Origin of the sequence: Streptobacillus felis (assembly GCF_001559775.1) — a bacterium.
GTDB lineage: Bacteria > Fusobacteriota > Fusobacteriia > Fusobacteriales > Leptotrichiaceae > Streptobacillus > Streptobacillus felis.
Genome location: NZ_LOHX01000082.1, coordinates 1 through 17,853, shown reverse-complemented (window position 1 = coordinate 17,853; position 17,853 = coordinate 1). Strand labels below are relative to the sequence as shown.

Sequence of the window (17,853 nt, the reverse complement as noted above, 5' to 3'; positions counted from 1 at the left end):
TTCTTTTTGTTCTTCTTACTTTTTTTTCTTCATTCATAACAAAAGCCTCCTTGATATATTATACCATAAGAGACTCTTACTAAAAATTATATTTTTTTCAATTTACAGACTTATTTCAATACTCTCGGCTGCTTATTTAATTATATAAATAATAGTTAAAAATAATAAAAAAACAACACCCAATGGTGTTGTTTTTTATCCCCCTAAATATGCTTTCTTGATTACAGGATTATCTATTAATTCTAATCCCTTACCTTCAAGTATAATTTCTCCTGTTTCTATTACATATGCTCTATCAGATATCTCTAATGACATTTTAGCATTTTGCTCTACTAGTAATATTGTAACATTTTCTTCTTTATTTATTCTTTTAACTATTTCAAATATTTCTTTAACAAGTAATGGTGCAAGTCCCATTGAAGGTTCATCAAGTAATAATAGTTTTGGTTTAGACATTAATGCTCTTGCCATTGCAAGCATCTGTTGTTCCCCTCCACTCATAGTACCAGATAATTGGTGTTTCCTTTCTCTAAGTCTAGGAAAAAGATTAAACATTTTTTCTAAACTTTCCTTTATTTCACTCTTAGGTCTTGTAAAAGCACCCATTTCTAAATTTTCAAGTACTGTAAGTTCTGTAAAAATTCTTCTACCTTCTGGTACATGTGCCATACCTTTTGAAACTAATTTATGTGCTTTAACATTTGATATATTTTCACCAAATAACGCTATTTCACCTGATTGTATTTTTAATAGATTTGATATAGCATTTAAAGTTGTACTTTTACCAGCCCCATTAGCTCCTATAAATGAAACTATTTCACCCTTATCTATATAGAAAGAAATATCTTTTATTGCATGTATCTTATCATAAAATACATTTATATTATTTACTTCTAATACTTTCATTTTAATCTCCTAAATATGCTTTAATTACTTCTTTATTATTCTGTATTTCACTTGGTTTACCACTAGCAATAATTTCTCCAAAATTTAGTACATAAATTCTTTCACAAATACCCATTACTAAATCCATATCATGTTCTATTAACAATACTGAAATATTGAATTCATTTTTTATCTTTTCAATTATTTTCATTAATTCTTGTGTTTCATTAGGATTCATACCTGCTGCAGGTTCATCAAGTAATAATAACTTAGGTGAACAAGCTAAAGCCCTTGCTATTTCTAACTTTCTTTGATTACCATAAGATAAAGAATCAGCTCTATGATCTGCTATTTCATCTAAATCAAATATTTTTAATAAAGAAAGTGATTTTTGTATAGTTTCATATTCATATTCTCTGAATTTCTTAGTTCTAAACATTGCATCAAATGTTGAATAATCTTTCTTTTGATCAAGAGATATCCTAATATTATCTAATACAGTTAATTGTTTAAAAAGTCTAATATTCTGGAAAGTTCTAGACATTCCTAAAGCAACTATTTTATGAGTTTTCATAAAAGAAATATTTTCACCATTTAAAAATATTTCTCCTTCACTTGGTTGATAAACTCCTGTTAATAAATTAAAGAAAGATGTTTTACCAGCACCATTAGGTCCTATTAATCCTATTAATTCACCATCATTTATTTCTACATCTACACTTTTAACAGCAGTTAGACCTCCAAATCTTAATGTTAAATTCTTAGTTTCTAATAATTTCATTTTATCACCTTCTGTTTAATATCTTTTAGCCATTTCAAGAAAGATGGTATAGTAAATTCGTTTGTCCCCAATATACCATCTTTTTTAAATATCATTAAACTAATTAATATTAATGAATAAACTAAAAATCTATACTCTGAAACTTGTCTTAATACCTCATTTAATAATGTTAAAAATGTTGCAGATACTACAGCTCCAGTAATACTTCCTAGTCCTCCAAGTACAACCATAACTAAAATTTCTATTGAGAATACAAAATTAAATTTATCTGGAGTTAAACTTCCAAGGTTATGAGCAAAAAGCGCTCCACCTATACCTGCAAAAAATGCAGATAATGTAAATCCATATACTTTTGCCTTATTAATATTAACACCCATATTTTCTGCAGCTATTTCATTTTCTCTAATAGAAAGAAGTTGTCTTCCTTTTTTAGAAATTAATATCATTATCATAAGTACTGATGATACTACAACTATTAAAAATACATAACTGAAATTAACTATATCAGGTATACCATTTAATCCTGCAGCACCACCTAAAAACTCTATATTTTGTATGATATATTTAACTATTTCCCCAAAAGCAAGTGTAATAATAGCTAAGTAATCTCCTCTTAATCTAAAAGTAGTCATTGAAACTAATGCCCCGAAGATAGCTGCAATTATAGCTCCAAATATACAAACTATTATTAAATGTAAGATAGTCGGAAGCCCGAATGAGTAAATATATTTAGAAAATATTGCTGAAGAATAAGCACCTATAGATATGAATCCTGCATGTCCTAAGTTTAATTCTCCCATTACTCCTGTAGTAACATTTATACTTAATGCAAATAAAATATATATTAATATATTTATATATATACTAGCCTTATAACTAAATATACCATCACCAATAATTGAATATTGTAGAATAATATATGTGAATAATAACATTAAAAAACCTAAAGTATAATTTGTTTTATTTAATTTTAATCTATTTTTTTTATCCATATTATACCTTTTCCTTTCTATTCTTACCAAATAATCCGTTAGGCTTGAATAATAGGATAATTATTAAAAGTATAAACACAATAGGATTTGCCCATGTTGAAGAAATATATCCTTTAACATAAGTTTCTAATAATCCCATAACATAACCTCCAACCATTGCACCTGGAATATTACCTATTCCTCCAAATACGGCTGCAATAAATGCTTTAAGTCCTGGAAGTAATCCCATATATGGATCTATTCTTGGATAAGTTAGTGCATACATTAACCCACCTAATGCTCCTAATGCTGATCCTATTGCAAAAGTTAATGAAATAGTAAAATCAGTGTTTATACCCATAAGTTTTGCAGCTGAAATATCTTGTGAAACAGCCCTAGTAGCCTTCCCTAAGCTAGTATACTTAATAAATACATTTAGTAATATCATACATAGTAAAGTAACTGTTATTACAAAAAAACTTAAATTACTTACACTAATTCCTAGAAAAGTAATATATTCTGAACTTGATAAGTATTTTGGAATAAATTCAGTTTTAATAATTTTGGGTGCAGCACCAAAATATATTAAAGCTAAACTCTCAAGTAAAAAACTAAGACCTATGGCTGTAATTAAAACATTCATACGTGAAGCTTCTCTTAATGGTCTATATGCTAATCTTTCCATTACTATACCTAATATTGAACAAATTACTATAGAAATAATTAAAGCTGTAGTTAGTCCAAAACCTCTATTAACAGCAACAAAACTTATATATGCACCTATCATTAATATATCCCCATGTGCAAAGTTTATTAATTTAACTATTCCATAAACCATAGTATATCCAAGAGCGATAAGTGCATAAATACTACCTGTCTGTAGTCCATTTATCGTTTGATCTATAAAATTTTTTAACATTTTCTCTCCTTAAAAAATTGTGCTCACTAGGAGCACAATTTTAGAATTTTTCTTTTAATACTAATTTACCATTTTGAATTGTTAAGAAAGATACTACTTTCTTAGGGTTTCTATTTTGATCAAATTCAAGTTTTCCTGTTACTAATTCAACACTAACTTTATTTAATGCTTCTTTTACCGCAACGTGATCTGATGGATTTTCAACAGATTTTAAAGCTACTGCTAATATTGTTGCAGCATCATAACCTAATGATGTAAATAAGTTTGGTTCCTTACCATATTTTTCTTTAAACTTAGTAACAAATGCAACATTTAATTCTGAAGTATCATTAATATCAAATTGACTTGTAAATATAGCTCCTTCAGCAACATCTACGAAATCAGTTTGTATTCCATCCCATCCATCTGCTCCAAAGAATTGTACTTCTAATCCTAATTCTTTTGCTTGTGATAAGATTAATCCTACTGTGTTATAGTAATCTGGAACTAAAACTGCATCAAATCCTGTATTTTTAATATTAGTTAATAATGATTTGAAATCTTTATCATCTTTAGTATATTTTTGTTCTTCAAATTTTAAATTAATTTCTTGTGCAATTTCTTTAAATTTAGTTGTAACCCCAACTGAATAATCACTTGAAGTATTAGTTAAAATAGCTATATTTTTAAATCCTTCTTTTTGAATATATTTAGCTAAAATTTCTCCTTGGAATGGATCTGTAAATGTAGCTCTATATACAAAATCCTTACCTTCTGTAATGTCAAATCTTGTTCCTGCTGGTGTTATCATTGGAATTCCAGCTTTTTGAGCAAGTTCTGCAATCGCAAATGAGTTTGCTGAAATTGATTCTCCTAAAACTGCATCTACTTTATCAACTGAAATCATTTTTTTCATTATGTTTACAGCTTCTTGTAAATCTCCTTTAGTATCTTCTACTACTACTTCTACTTTTTTCCCGTTAATTCCACCTTCATTATTTATCTGCTCGAATTTAAATTCTATTCCTTCTTTAATTGCTACTCCATATTGAGAAATATCTCCAGTTAAAGGTTCGGGAACACCAATTTTAATAATAGACTCAGATCCTCCTTTCACATCAACTTCTGCTTTATTACCACAGCTAAACAACATGATTAGCGTTAGAACTGATAATATTACTTTTTTCATTACTGTTTCCTCCTTTGTTTTTTTGATAAAACTATTATAGCATATTATTACAAATATACCAAATATATTTACTAAATAGTTAACATAAATATTATTAATACTTAATAATAAATAAAAAACAAGGAATAACCTTGTTTAATATCCTGCATAATAAAATGAATATTCTTTAGATACTGTAGTATCATCTCCATGACCTGGATATATTACTGTTTCTTTATCTAGTTTTAATATCTTGCCTATAGATTTCCACATATCCTCTGAACTACCAGTTGGTAAATCTACTCTTCCATAACCGTTTTTAAACATAGTATCTCCTGAAATTAAAATTTTATCTTCAGAATTATAGTAACATATACTTCCACTAGTATGTCCTGGAGTATGTATGATTTCAAATTTATCTACAATATCTCCCTCTTTTAATGTAATAATATTTGCATTTTCTAGACAAGGATTTAAATAACTTTGATTAGTTTGTGCCCATAAAAGCACCGATAATTTTTCATCAAATAAAAAATCCTTTTCTGTATCATATATATATACATCTACATTTTTATAAGTTAATATCTCTGGCAAACCTAAAATATGATCAAAATGACCGTGAGTTAGTAAAATAGCAGTTAAATCTAGTTTATTTTCTTTTAAATATTCTATTACCCTACTCATATCTTTAGATCCAGGATCTACTACATATATTTTATCTTCACTTTTAATAATATATGTATTGCTTATATAGTCATAATTTTCAAATCTTATTATTTCCATAAATATGCCTACCTTTCTTTAATATGTACATCAAGTTGATTATACGGTATTGAAATACCAGCAGCATCAAATCTTTTCTTAACTTGCTCTAAAATGTAGAATTTTGCTAATAAATAGTTTTCTGGTAATACATATACATTAGTAACAAAATTTATAGAAGAAGCCGCAAGTTCTCCTAAACCTATAGTATAATTATCATCTTTACCTCTTAAAACATATTCACAATCATTAACTATTTGTTCTAATATTTCTTTAACTAAAGCTAAATCAGATTTATATGATACTGCAATAATTAAATCTAATCTCCTTCTGTTTTGAGCTGTTATATTTTTTATTTCATTATTTATTAACAATCCATTAGGTACTATAACAATTTCATTTTGAAAATTAACAATTCTTGTATAAAACATTTCTATTTTTTTTACAGTACCAATATAGCTATTATATTGAACTACATCTCCAACTCTAAATGGTTTAAATACTAATAGTATAATACCTCCAAATATATTTTGTATAATTTCTTTGAAAGCAAACCCTATAACAACTGACATTGCACCTATAATTGCAAATACAGAAGTTAAGTTAAACCCAAATAGGCCTATAACAATATATATTAATACTATATGTATAAATACCTTTAAAAATGATTTTAAAAAGCTTCTAAGACCGTGATCTTTCATCTTTGAAAATAATATTTTGTCAAATACCATTAATAAAATACTAGCTATTTTTTTATAGAAAAATAAGACTACCAATCCAGTAATTATTTGAAGCAAATTATTTTCTGTCCATTTTAAAATAAAAGTTAAATCAAAAACTTTCTTTAAAAATGTTGTTACTTGTTCCATTAATTCCTCCTATTTCTATTTTAAAACATCATTTAATCCCTCAGTATAAATAGGGTGAGCATATATTAAATCTCTTAATACTTGATATTTTATTTTTTGATCTATAGCTAAAGCTAATAGATTAATCATTTCATGTGCTTCATAATTAATTATAAATGCACCAATTATTTCATCGTTCTCATTAATTAATACTTTAGTAAATCCATCTGTTTCTCCTATAGCTAATGATTTAGGAATAGTAGTTGTTGGTAATTTTTTTACTGTGTATTTAATTCCTAATTCATTGGCCTTTAATTCATTTAACCCAACTTGAGCATAACTAGGATCTGTAAATAATACTTTAGGTACATTTCTACCTTCTTTTAAACTTCTACCTTTTTCATTTAATATTTTAGAAAGTACTATTCTACTATCATCCAATGAAACTGCAGTAAACATTTCACCACCTTTTACATCTCCTACAGCAAATATTCCAGATACTATTGTTTCTAAATATTCATCAACAAGTATTTCGCCTCTATCTGAAACTTTAATATCAGTATTTTCTAAACCTAACCCATCTGTATTCGGCTCTCTACCTATGGAAACTAAAATATTTTCAAAATATTCTATTTTTGTTTCTCCATCTTTTTCATATTTTAACTGTAATTTATTAGCTAACTCTTTTATTTCTAATATTTTAGATGAAAAATTAAAATTAATACCTTGTTCAGTCAATAAATTATATATGCATTCGGATATATCTTCATCTTCTCTTGGCATAAATTTATTTCCACCTTCAAAAACTGTAACTTCAGAACCAAAATTGTTAAAATAGCTTGCAAACTCAAGTCCAATAAATCCACCGCCTATTATACCTAATCTTTCTGGTAAAACTTCAAGTTCTAAAGCAGTATCACTTGTTAATACTTTATCGCTATTTATTCCTTCAATTTCTGGAATTCTTGTTTTTGATCCTGTATTAATAACTATGTTTTTAGCTTTTAATACATCCCCATTTACTAATACTTCTGTATTTGAAATGAATCTAGCTTCACCTTTATATACTTTAATATTTTCATTATTATTTAATAAATTATAATTAGCAGAATTTACCTTATTTACCAATTTTTTCTTTTCAGTTAATGCATTTTGATAAATGACATTATTAAATTCATAGTCTCTTTCTACACCTAAGGCCCCTATCTCAACTAAAATTTTTGATCTATGTATCATAGCCTTAGTAGGCAGACATCCAACATTTGGACAAGTTCCTCCATACATTTTGGGATCTTTTTCAATTATAGCTACCTTTTTACCTTTATTTGCTAAGATATTTGCCAAAGTTTTTCCACCTTTACCCCAACCAATTACTATTAAATCAAACATACCATCACTCCTAAACATTAAATCTAAAGAACATTACATCTCCATCTTTTACTACATATTCTTTTCCTTCTAATCTCATTGTACCTTTTTCTTTACTTCCTGCCCATCCTTTATATTCTATAAATTTATCATAAGCAACAACTTCTGCTCTTATAAATCCTCTTTCTATATCAGAATGTATTTCACTTGCAGCCTTAGGAGCTAAAGTACCTTCTTCTATAGTCCAAGCTCTTACTTCTTGTTCTCCAGCTGTAAAATATGAAATTAAACCAAGTAATTTAAATCCTGCTCTAATAAATCTATTTAAACTAGGTTCTTTTATTCCTAGACTTTCTATAAATTCATTTCTTTCTTCTTCATCTTCAATTTCTATTAATTCTGATTCAACTTTAGCTGAAAAAGAAACACATTCAGCTTTTATACTCTCAGCATACTCTCTTACTTTTTTCATATGCACGTTTTCAGTTCCATTAACTAAATCTTCTTCAGAAATATTTAATCCAAACATTATAGGTTTTAATGTTAAAAACTGATATGTTTTTATAGTATTTAATTCTTCTTCAGTAAATTCAGCAGATGATAACATTTTATATTCTTCTAATATTTTTTTACATTTTTCTAAAGTGTCTACTAAAAATTTAGCTTCCTTATTAGTTCTTGCAAGTTTAGTGTTTTTCACTATTGCTTTCTCTACTGTATCTATATCAGCAAGAATCAATTCACTATTTATAATTTCTATATCTCTTATTGGATCAACACTACCTTCAACATGTATAATATTTTCATCTTCAAAACATCTTACTACCTGACATATAGCTTTTGTATTTCTAATATTACTTAAAAACTGATTACCTAATCCTTCACCACCAGAAGCACCCTTAACTAATCCTGCAATATCAACAAATTCTACAGATGCTCCTAAAACTCTTTTAGGGTTAATAATTTTTGCAATTTCATCAAGTCTTTGATCTGGAACTAAAACAATACCTACATTAGGTTCTATAGTTGCAAATGGGTAATTTGCAGCTTCAGCATTTTGAGTTTTTGTTATTGCATTAAATAAAGTTGATTTACCAACATTAGGTAATCCTACTATTCCTATTCCTATCATTTATTCATTCTCCTTAATCAATTTTAAAACTTCTACTATTTTCATTTTTTCTTCTTTTTTTGATTTTGTTATGTATTGTATATCATATATAGGTACCAATACTTTATTAAAATAATTATAGATATTACCAACACATTTGTTTATATTAACATTATTTTTCTTAATATCTTTACCTAATGAATCTGAAATTAAGACATTAAATACTTCTTCTCCTACAGTAATAATATATTTAGGATTTACTAACATTATTTCTGTAATTAAAACATCTAGTAATTCATCAGTAGTATTAGAATTAAATATTATATTACTTTTTTCTAATTTATATAAAGATGTTATATATATTTCATCTAAATTTATACCTACAAAATTAAAAATATTCTTTACAACTCTACCTTTATTACTTTCTAAAATATTTTCATTTTCAAAAGCTTCTTTTTCAACATCGTTTAATATTAACATAATATTTGCATTTTTATTACCCATCCCCTGCATTATTTCAACATTTTCTTTATAGTTTCTATAAACATCTAAAGTTCTTATTCTATATTCTAATTCTTTCCACATATTACCCCCTATATCTCAAATGTACTTGTAACTTCCTCACCAGAAATTTCTATATCTATATTTTTATATTCTTTTCTTATATTATGCATTGCAAGAGATGGCATATTATTTTCATCACTTAAGTGCATTAAAAATATTTTCTTTAAATTTTCAGTATAACTATTTTTTAATAATTTCAAACAATCTTGATTACTTAAATGTCCAAATTTTCCTTTAATTCTACTTTTAATATCCCATGGGTATGAACCTGACATTAGTAGATCATAATCATAATTACTTTCTATAGCTATAACATCTGCATCTCTACATTGTAATTCCATCATTTTAGTTACATAACCAGCATCAGTAATATATACAAATTTTTTATTGTTTTCTATAAAAGAATACCCTAAGCAGTGCATTGCATCATGTGTTAAGTCAAAATTAATAATACATGCATTTTCTATATATACCTCTCTATGTTTTAATAAATGAATTCTATTTTCATCATATTTACCTATTTTAGATTTAATAACGTTAAAAGAATCTTCATGTATATATACTTTTGCATTTGTTTTTCTTAATAAAGGACCCAGTGATTTAACATGATCTATATGTTCATGAGTTATAAAAACTGAATGTATGTCTTCTAGTTTTTCATTAATGATTGCAAGTTTTTCTATTATTTTTTTTAAACTAAATCCTACATCAACTAATAACTTAACTCCACCTACTTCAACAAAAGTTGAATTACCACTACTGCTACTTCCTAAAATAGCTACTTTCATTTTTCTACCACCACATTAGTTGTAGCACTATCGTATATTTTATTAGTTGAATAACAGTATGCTATCCCTAACAATATTAAAACTAAAATTATTTTTCTAAGTATTTTTACCAGCATAAATCATCCTCATCAATTTCTTCTTCAAGTTCTGAATTTTTAGAAATACTTTTTCTAACTACAGCTTTTACATCTTTAGGCAAAGTAACATTTATAGTAATTGGTCCTCTTTTTACTTCTACATATCCTAAACCTGCTATCACAAAATCTTCATTTTCATTTATTATAAACTCTTTAGTTACAAATTCATTATTGAAATATTTATTGTAGTTTTCTTCATCTAAAAATTTAAAAAAATCATTTTTTGAAAGTTCTTTAGCTTTATCTATATTAGTTACATGAAATTTAATTTCTCTTGATGCATATGCTGAAATTATTGCAGATGCTTTCCCATCAGGTATTTCCATAACTTGAAAATATGCTAAGTTTTCAAACATAAATACTTGATTTTCCTTAAGTCTAAATGTCTTTCTTGAAATTTCTCCACTAGGCACTAGTTTATATGATAAATCAGAATTTAGTAAATCTGATAATCTTCCATCAGGTATTAACCCAGGTGTATCAATTATTGTTAACATATATTCTTTAATTTTCTTTTTATTTTTTATTATTTTCTTAGTTGTACCTGAAAATTTTGAAACTGTATTAACATTTTTTTCAAGTAATAAATTAATTAAATTAGATTTACCAACATTAGAAACACCTACAACAGTTATTTTAATATTACTATCTAAATTCTTTTTCAAAATATTTTTAGCTATGTACTGTATTTTTCTAAATATACCATTAACACCATATTTATTTTTTGCAGATATATATGCAATATCTTCTGGATATATATTATTTTCAGTAAAATAATATTTAATCCATTTAGATACTTCTGCTACATGTATGTATCCTGGCAATAAATCTATCTTATTTATTATGGCTAAAATGGTTTTATCTTCTAGTAAATCAATTATTTCATCTGTAAAAGATGATTCAAAATCTATAATATCAAAAATTGGCATTACTATATCAGCTTCTTTAATTGCTTTTTTAACTTCTACTTGATAGCTTAATTTATCCTCTTCTTTTTCTAAATTTTCACCATAATGTTTTAATCTAAAGCATCTTTTACAAACTATTTCTTGATTTGATATTAATTTTTCATATGGTACATATCCTTCTTTTTTTGCATCTTCTGATTGTAGTTTTAATCCACAACCTTTACAAGTTTTTTCCATATTTTCTCCTATTTTTTTGTTGCAAAAGGATGTGATTTCATATATGCATCCTTTAATGTATTTTTACTTATATGAGTATAAAATTGAGTAGTTGCAATACTACTGTGACCTAATAATTCTTGTACAAATCTTATATCTACACCTTGATTTAATAGTTCTGTTGCAAAACTATGTCTAAATATATGTGGTGTAACCTCTTTATTTATACCAGCTTTATTAGAATAATTTGTTATTAATCTTCTTAAAGATCTAGAATCTAATTTATTTCCATCTTTATTTACAAATAAGACATCTTTTGTATAATTCTTGTATTCTATTTTCTTTCTATCTATATATTCTTTAATATATTTTTGCGCATTTTTACTAAAAAAAGATATTCTTTCTTTATTACCCTTACCTATTACTCTTACTTCAAGATTTTTTAAATCTAATGTATATTCAGTTAAATCAAGTAATTCCATAGATCTTAGTCCACTTGAATATAGCAATTCTATTATAGCTCTATCCCTTAATCCTGTTATTTTCTCTAAATTGATTACAGTTCTTATTCTATCAATATCCTCTTTAGTTAAATAATTTGGTAGAGGTTTTTCAAACTTAGGAGTAGAAATATATATAGATTTATTCTCATTAATATATTCGTTTTCTAGTAAATATTTGAAAAATGTTCTAATTGCTGATAATTTTCTATTTATACTTCTTTTATTTACTTTCAACTCTACATTTAAATAAGCAATAAAAGATCTAAAAGTAAAAATTTCTACCCTATTAAAATCATTTATACCTTCGTTATTATATAAGTATTCTATAAATTGTTCTAAATCTTTTTTATATGATTTAACAGTATTAAAACTTTTATTTAATACAACTTCCTGATAGTATAGGAATTTTTCTAATATCTTATCCATATAAACCTCTATTTCTTTTTAGAAGTTTTTGTAGACTTCTTTGTTGTTTTCTTTGTAGTTTTTTTAGTTGTTTTTTTAACTGATTTCTTTTCACTACTTTCAATTTTTGGTATCTTTTTAATATTTTCACATTGTGGGTAACCACTACATGCTAGAAACTTTCCAAATCTACCAATTTTAATATTAAATTCTCTGCCACATTTTTCACATTTTCCAGCAAGTTTTAATATTTCTTCGTTTTCATTGTCTAATTTACTAAAATAATCTTTTAATTGATATATTCCATCTATTGGCTTTAAAGTACCTTTTTTTATTTTAGCTTTTAAATCTTTTGTTAGAGGTCTTCTTAGATTATCATTTTCATAATCTTCACTTTCTAAATATTCTCCAAATCTTCCTACCTTTAATAGATATTGTTTCCCATTTGGAGTAAACATATCTGTTTTTAAGCCTTTTTTGATTTCTATAAGCTCTTTAACTTTATCCTTTATTTCAACTACTTCTTTATTTAAATCATCTTCTGTTAACTCTATCCCCTGAATTGATATTTTATCTTTACTATCAAGTTCACATACTATATATTTACCAAAGCTCCCACTTTTTAAAACCATCTTACCTTTACCATTACTACATTCCATATCTGTATATATTACCTTACTCTTTAACTCATTAACCTTTTGTTTATATACATCCATTTCTTTAAGTAAATGATCATAAAATTCTTTTAATAAGTCTACCCATATAGTTTTACCTGTAGCTACTTCATCAAGTTTACTTTCCATTCCTGCTGTAAACTTAACATTCATAATATGTTTAAAGTTATTTTCTAATAAAGTTTTTACTTCTTTACCAAATACTGTTGGTATTAATCTTTTTTCTACAACATCAACATATTTTTTATCTTTTATAGCATCTATAATACTTGCATAAGTTGATGGTCTTCCTATACCTAAACTTTCTAATTTTTTTATTATAGTTGCTTCTGAATATCTTGCAGGTGGTTTAGTATCCCCTGTCTTTGTTAATATTTCATCAATATCATATTTTGTATTTTCTTTTAGTTCTGGAAAATCTTCAGTTTGTATCATATCTTCACTTTTAAATATTTTATAATATCCATCAAATGTAATCTTATTGATATTACCTCTAAATGTATATTCATCTTTAGAAGCTTTTATTTGCATTTGATCATATTTAACATTAGAAAATTGAGATACTAAAAATCTATCCCAAATTAATTTATACAGCTTATATTCTTCACTACTTAAAAATCTTTCAAGATATTCTGGCGTAAGATTAATATCTGTTGGTCTAATACCTTCATGGGCATCTTGTATATTTTTATTACCAGGTACATAATAGTTACCTACATAATCTTTACCATAATTTTTTTCTATATATTTTTTTGCTTCAAATTTTGCTTCATCAGAGACTCTAATAGAATCTGTTCTCATATATGTAATTAACCCTTTACTTTCACCATCTATATTTAATCCCTCATATAGTTTTTGTGCAATTCTCATAGTTTTAGTTGCATTAAATCCTAAATATGATGATGCAAGCTGTTGTAAAGTACTTGTTTTAAATACCACAGGTGGTTTTTGAGTCTTTTTAGAAATCTTTATTTCATCTATATATACTTTTGAATTTTCTAATACTAACATTGCTTTTTTAAAAACTTTTTCATCAAAAATTTTATCAATTTTTTCAGAATTTATTTCATTCAAGTTTAATTTTATTACTTTATTAATTAAGATATCTATTTCAAAATATCTTTGTGAAACAAAGTTTTTTATTTCTTCTTCTAAATCACATACTAATTTTAAAGCTACAGACTGAACTCTACCTGCTGATGCTTTTTTACCCACTAATGGCCATAATAATGGTGATATCTTATATCCAACTAATCTATCTAATAATCTTCTAGCTTGTTGAGAATTTACAAGATTTAAATCTATATCTCTAGGATGTCTTATAGCGTTTGATATTGCTGTTTTTGTTATTTCATTAAATTCTATTCTTTTAACTTTAGAGTCTTGATTGATATATTTTGAGATATGCCAAGCTATAGCTTCCCCTTCTCTATCTAAATCAGATGCTAGGAAAACTTTATTAGCTAATTTTGATTTTTGTTTTAATTTTTCTAATATTTCTTTTTTACCTTTAATAATCTTATATTCTGGTTTAAAATCATTTTCTACATCTATACCTATAGTACTTTTTGGTAAATCTATACAATGTCCTACTGAAGCTAGAACTTCATAATTAGAACCTAATATTTTTTCTATTGTTTTTGCTTTAGATGGGGACTCCACTATTACTAAATTCTTAGCCATTTTTCACCTCTTCATTTATATCTTCTTTATTCATAACAAGTTTTGCAATATTATTTTTTAGTATGTAATTACAACCTAAGTATCTTTTGCCATAAGAAGTACTCGCAAATATTTCTTTTCCTAGGTCATTCATAATCTTTGACATTATCATAGCCCTTGAAATTTTTGAACTTTCTGGAATATATAGAAAGTCACTTATACCTGCAAGTAAACTTGATGATCTAAGTATATTTTTTCTGCTACGTATATCTTCAAAAGGAGATAATGTAATTAATAAATCTTTTTCAATATTATAATATTTTGGTATATATTTAAAATCTCTTGAACTGATTAATACCATTGTATTTTCTTTATTTTTAAATAATTTTTGAATATATCTATCTGCCTCAGTTTCAGAAACCAAACTAATAGATATTTCTTTATCTATATCTAATACTTCTTCGATAATATTTTTTGTATTATCAATTAAATCATAATTTGAACTAATAGAAAGTATGCTATTTAATTCATTAATATCTTTATTTGATTTTAAATAAATGTATGGAAAGATAAATCCAGATTCTTTTAACTTTTTGGGATAATTACTATCCTTAAAACAAAGTATCTTAATATTTTCATCCATACATCTATTTATAAATATCTTATCATCTACTTTAGAAGCAGTAATTAATTTATCTAATATTTTTTCATCTAAATTATATTTTTTAAAATCCTCTATTGCATGTTCAATAATGTCATATTTTTCCATTATTTTAACACAAATATTTTCATTTAAAATAGAACTCAAATTAATCCACCCCATATTATCTACCTACTTAAATATTGTATAGTTTTTGAAACATTTGGATTAGTTCCACCAGCATTCAAGTATTTTTGTAGATATTTTATTGCATTTTGTTTATCCCCTCTTCCTCTATATGAAAGCCCTAACCCTAATAATGAATTAAGATGTGAAGGATTAATTGATAAAACTTTTTGATATTGTTTTATTGCTATATCATATTTACCTATTAATCTAGCACCTAATGCAGAGTTATATACAGTTCTTACATCTTTAGTTTTTAAACCAAGATTCATAGCTCTTTCATATAGTCCACTTTTCATATATATAGTTGATAAAGTATATACATTATCAGGATTACCACTTGCTAAAACTTCTTTTTCTACATTTACATATTCTTGATATTTTGAAGCATCATTTAAAACATCTCCAGGGAAAGCAAATGTTCCCGTAGAACTACTTTCTGCGTCTTCACCTTCAGTAGCTTCATCTGTAGTAAAATTAATCTCACCAGTATTGTTAAAGATTCTATCTGCTAAGTTATCAGACTCTGATTTAATCTTTTTTTCAATAACCGATAATAGATTTTTTAAAGAAGATTTATCTTCTTCACTTATTTCTGTTTGAATTAAGTCTTTACCTTTTTGAAGTGCTTCTTTATACTGTCCTTTTTGTAATAACAAATCTATTTTTTGTAATTCTTCTAAAAAATCTCCTCTTAAAAATAAAGGAAACATTAGAAAAGCTAATAAAATCTTTTTCATATTTCACCTCTTAATATTCTAAGCTTTTTGCAGTTCTAGGGAATGCAAGTACGTCTCTAATATTTGCAATACCAGTAATATACATTAACATTCTTTCAAAACCTAAACCATAACCTGAGTGTGGGAAAGAACCAAATTTTCTTAAGTCTAAATACCAAGAATAATCATCAATATTTAACCCTTTTTTTTGCATTACATTAACAAGTTTATCATAATCATCTTCCCTTTGACTTCCTCCAACAATTTCACCTATACCAGGAGCTAATAAATCCATAGCTCTAACAGTCTTATTATCAGGATTTAACTTCATGTAGAATGCCTTAATGTCTTTAGGATAATCTGTAACAAAAACTGGTTTTTTGAATACATTTTCAGCTAAATATCTTTCATGTTCAGTTTTTAAATCCATTCCCCATTCAACAGGAATGGTAAATTCTTCTTTAGAGTTTTTAAGTATTTCTATAGCTTCAGTATATGTAACACGTCCAAATTCATTATTTACAATATTATTTAACTTATCTATAATACCTTTCTCTATCCATGTATTAAAGAATTCCATTTCTAGTGGCGCATTATCCATAACATATTTAATAATATATTTAATCATAGACTCAGCTATATCCATATTTGTTTCTAAATTAGCAAATGCAATTTCAGGTTCTATCATCCAAAATTCTGCAGCATGTCTTGTAGTATATGACTCTTCAGCTCTAAATGTTGGACCAAATGTATATGTATTATGAAATGCTGATGCAAATGCTTCAACATGTAATTGACCAGTAACAGTTAAAAAACTTGGTTTACCGAAGAAATCTTCTTTATAGTCAATTTTATTTTCTTCAGTTTTTGGAATATTATTTAAATCTAAAGTTGTAACTTGGAACATTTCACCAGCACCCTCTGCATCAGTTCCTGTAAATATAGGTGTTTGTACGTAAACGAAATTTCTTTCCATAAAAAATTTATGAATTGCATACGCTAATAATGATCTAACTCTAAATACTGCATTAAAAGTATTAGTTCTCGGTCTTAAATGAGCAATAGTTCTTAAAAAATCCATACCATGTCTTTTATTTTGTAAAGGATTAGAAATATCCGCTTTATTAAATACTGATATATTCTCTATTTTTATCTCATAATTTTGACCTTTTCCTTCTGATTTTACAACTTTCCCTTCAACTGAAATAGATGAATAAATTGATAACTTTGATATTTCTTCAAAGTTTACTAAATTATCATCAAATACAAGCTGTATACCTTGAAAGTATGTTCCATCATTAAATTCTATAAATCCAAAGTTTTTTTGTGCTCTTATTTTTTTAACCCATCCCTCTAATTTAACATTTTTACCTAAATGTTCTTCTATATTTAATTGTAAATCTCTTAATTCCATTTAAAAGCCTCCTAATTTTTGTTTCTATCTTTTATTATACACCATTTATAAAGTATTTTCAATAATATATAATATAAAAAAGAGGGACAAACCCTCTATATATAAACAAAATAAATATTAAATGGCGACCTTGGAAGGACTCGAACCTTCGACCCTCTGATTAACAGTCAGATGCTCTAACCGACTGAGCTACAAAGTCATATAATTTTAAAAAAAGTTTGGCAACTACCTATCTTCCCTATTAC

The 17,853-nt window shown here is 26.0% G+C and carries 17 protein-coding genes and 1 tRNA gene; all 18 read right to left on the bottom strand.

All coding sequences use genetic code 11. From position 1 onward, the window contains the following. Nucleotides 1-195: 195 nt before the first annotated feature. The gene (locus AYC60_RS01405; protein ID WP_067320385.1) at nt 196-906 is read right to left on the bottom strand and encodes an ABC transporter ATP-binding protein; all 711 of its coding nucleotides are present in this window, start codon (nt 904-906) and stop codon (nt 196-198) included. Nucleotide 907: 1 nt separating this feature from the next. Beyond that, on the bottom strand, nt 908-1,666 hold the full coding sequence (locus AYC60_RS01400) for an ABC transporter ATP-binding protein (protein WP_067320382.1): 759 nt from the start codon (nt 1,664-1,666) through the stop codon (nt 908-910). Continuing rightward, nucleotides 1,663-2,658, bottom strand: a complete 996-nt coding sequence (locus AYC60_RS01395) for a branched-chain amino acid ABC transporter permease (protein ID WP_067320381.1) — start codon at nt 2,656-2,658, stop codon at nt 1,663-1,665. The genes AYC60_RS01400 and AYC60_RS01395 overlap by 4 nt, the downstream gene beginning before the upstream one ends. A gap of 1 nt (nt 2,659) precedes the next feature. After that, nucleotides 2,660-3,556 carry a branched-chain amino acid ABC transporter permease gene (locus AYC60_RS01390; protein ID WP_067320379.1) on the bottom strand — a complete coding sequence of 299 codons (897 nt, stop codon included), beginning with the start codon at nt 3,554-3,556 and terminating at the stop codon, nt 2,660-2,662. Nucleotides 3,557-3,596: 40 nt separating this feature from the next. After that, the gene (locus AYC60_RS01385) at nt 3,597-4,724 is read right to left on the bottom strand and encodes an ABC transporter substrate-binding protein (RefSeq protein ID WP_067320377.1); all 1,128 of its coding nucleotides are present in this window, start codon (nt 4,722-4,724) and stop codon (nt 3,597-3,599) included. 135 nt (nt 4,725-4,859) lie between these two features. Continuing rightward, nucleotides 4,860-5,486 (bottom strand): MBL fold metallo-hydrolase, encoded by a 627-nt coding sequence (locus tag AYC60_RS01380; RefSeq protein ID WP_067320374.1) that lies wholly within the window; start codon nt 5,484-5,486, stop codon nt 4,860-4,862. Nucleotides 5,487-5,494: 8 nt separating this feature from the next. Beyond that, on the bottom strand, nt 5,495-6,334 hold the full coding sequence (locus AYC60_RS01375) for a mechanosensitive ion channel family protein (protein ID WP_067320371.1): 840 nt from the start codon (nt 6,332-6,334) through the stop codon (nt 5,495-5,497). A 15-nt stretch (nt 6,335-6,349) separates the two neighbouring features. Further along, the gene (locus AYC60_RS01370; protein WP_067320369.1) at nt 6,350-7,702 is read right to left on the bottom strand and encodes a dihydrolipoyl dehydrogenase family protein; all 1,353 of its coding nucleotides are present in this window, start codon (nt 7,700-7,702) and stop codon (nt 6,350-6,352) included. Nucleotides 7,703-7,712: 10 nt separating this feature from the next. Beyond that, nucleotides 7,713-8,813 (bottom strand): redox-regulated ATPase YchF, encoded by a 1,101-nt coding sequence (ychF, locus tag AYC60_RS01365; RefSeq protein ID WP_067320366.1) that lies wholly within the window; start codon nt 8,811-8,813, stop codon nt 7,713-7,715. Beyond that, on the bottom strand, nt 8,814-9,377 hold the full coding sequence (locus AYC60_RS01360) for a uracil-DNA glycosylase family protein (RefSeq protein ID WP_067320364.1): 564 nt from the start codon (nt 9,375-9,377) through the stop codon (nt 8,814-8,816). 8 nt (nt 9,378-9,385) lie between these two features. Then, a complete protein-coding gene (locus AYC60_RS01355) occupies nt 9,386-10,144 on the bottom strand; it encodes an MBL fold metallo-hydrolase (protein ID WP_067320361.1) in 759 nt (252 codons plus the stop codon). A gap of 106 nt (nt 10,145-10,250) precedes the next feature. Beyond that, on the bottom strand, nt 10,251-11,426 hold the full coding sequence (locus AYC60_RS01350; protein WP_067320358.1) for a GTP-binding protein: 1,176 nt from the start codon (nt 11,424-11,426) through the stop codon (nt 10,251-10,253). 8 nt (nt 11,427-11,434) lie between these two features. After that, nucleotides 11,435-12,334, bottom strand: coding sequence for a site-specific tyrosine recombinase/integron integrase (gene xerA / locus AYC60_RS01345; protein ID WP_067320355.1), 900 nt, complete (start codon nt 12,332-12,334; stop codon nt 11,435-11,437). Nucleotides 12,335-12,342: 8 nt separating this feature from the next. Then, on the bottom strand, nt 12,343-14,670 hold the full coding sequence (gene topA, locus AYC60_RS01340) for a type I DNA topoisomerase (RefSeq protein ID WP_067320352.1): 2,328 nt from the start codon (nt 14,668-14,670) through the stop codon (nt 12,343-12,345). Further along, nucleotides 14,663-15,472: a hypothetical protein gene (locus tag AYC60_RS01335; RefSeq protein WP_067320350.1), complete on the bottom strand. Its 810-nt coding sequence runs from the start codon at nt 15,470-15,472 to the stop codon at nt 14,663-14,665. Before AYC60_RS01335 ends, topA begins: the two co-directional genes overlap by 8 nt. A 5-nt stretch (nt 15,473-15,477) precedes the next feature. Beyond that, on the bottom strand, nt 15,478-16,215 hold the full coding sequence (locus AYC60_RS01330) for a tetratricopeptide repeat protein (RefSeq protein ID WP_067320347.1): 738 nt from the start codon (nt 16,213-16,215) through the stop codon (nt 15,478-15,480). Between the two features lie 10 nt (nt 16,216-16,225). Then, a complete protein-coding gene (asnS, locus tag AYC60_RS01325; RefSeq protein WP_067320344.1) occupies nt 16,226-17,608 on the bottom strand; it encodes an asparagine--tRNA ligase in 1,383 nt (460 codons plus the stop codon). Nucleotides 17,609-17,730: 122 nt separating this feature from the next. After that, a tRNA-Asn gene (locus tag AYC60_RS01320) sits at nt 17,731-17,807 on the bottom strand. Nucleotides 17,808-17,853: the final 46 nt, after the last annotated feature.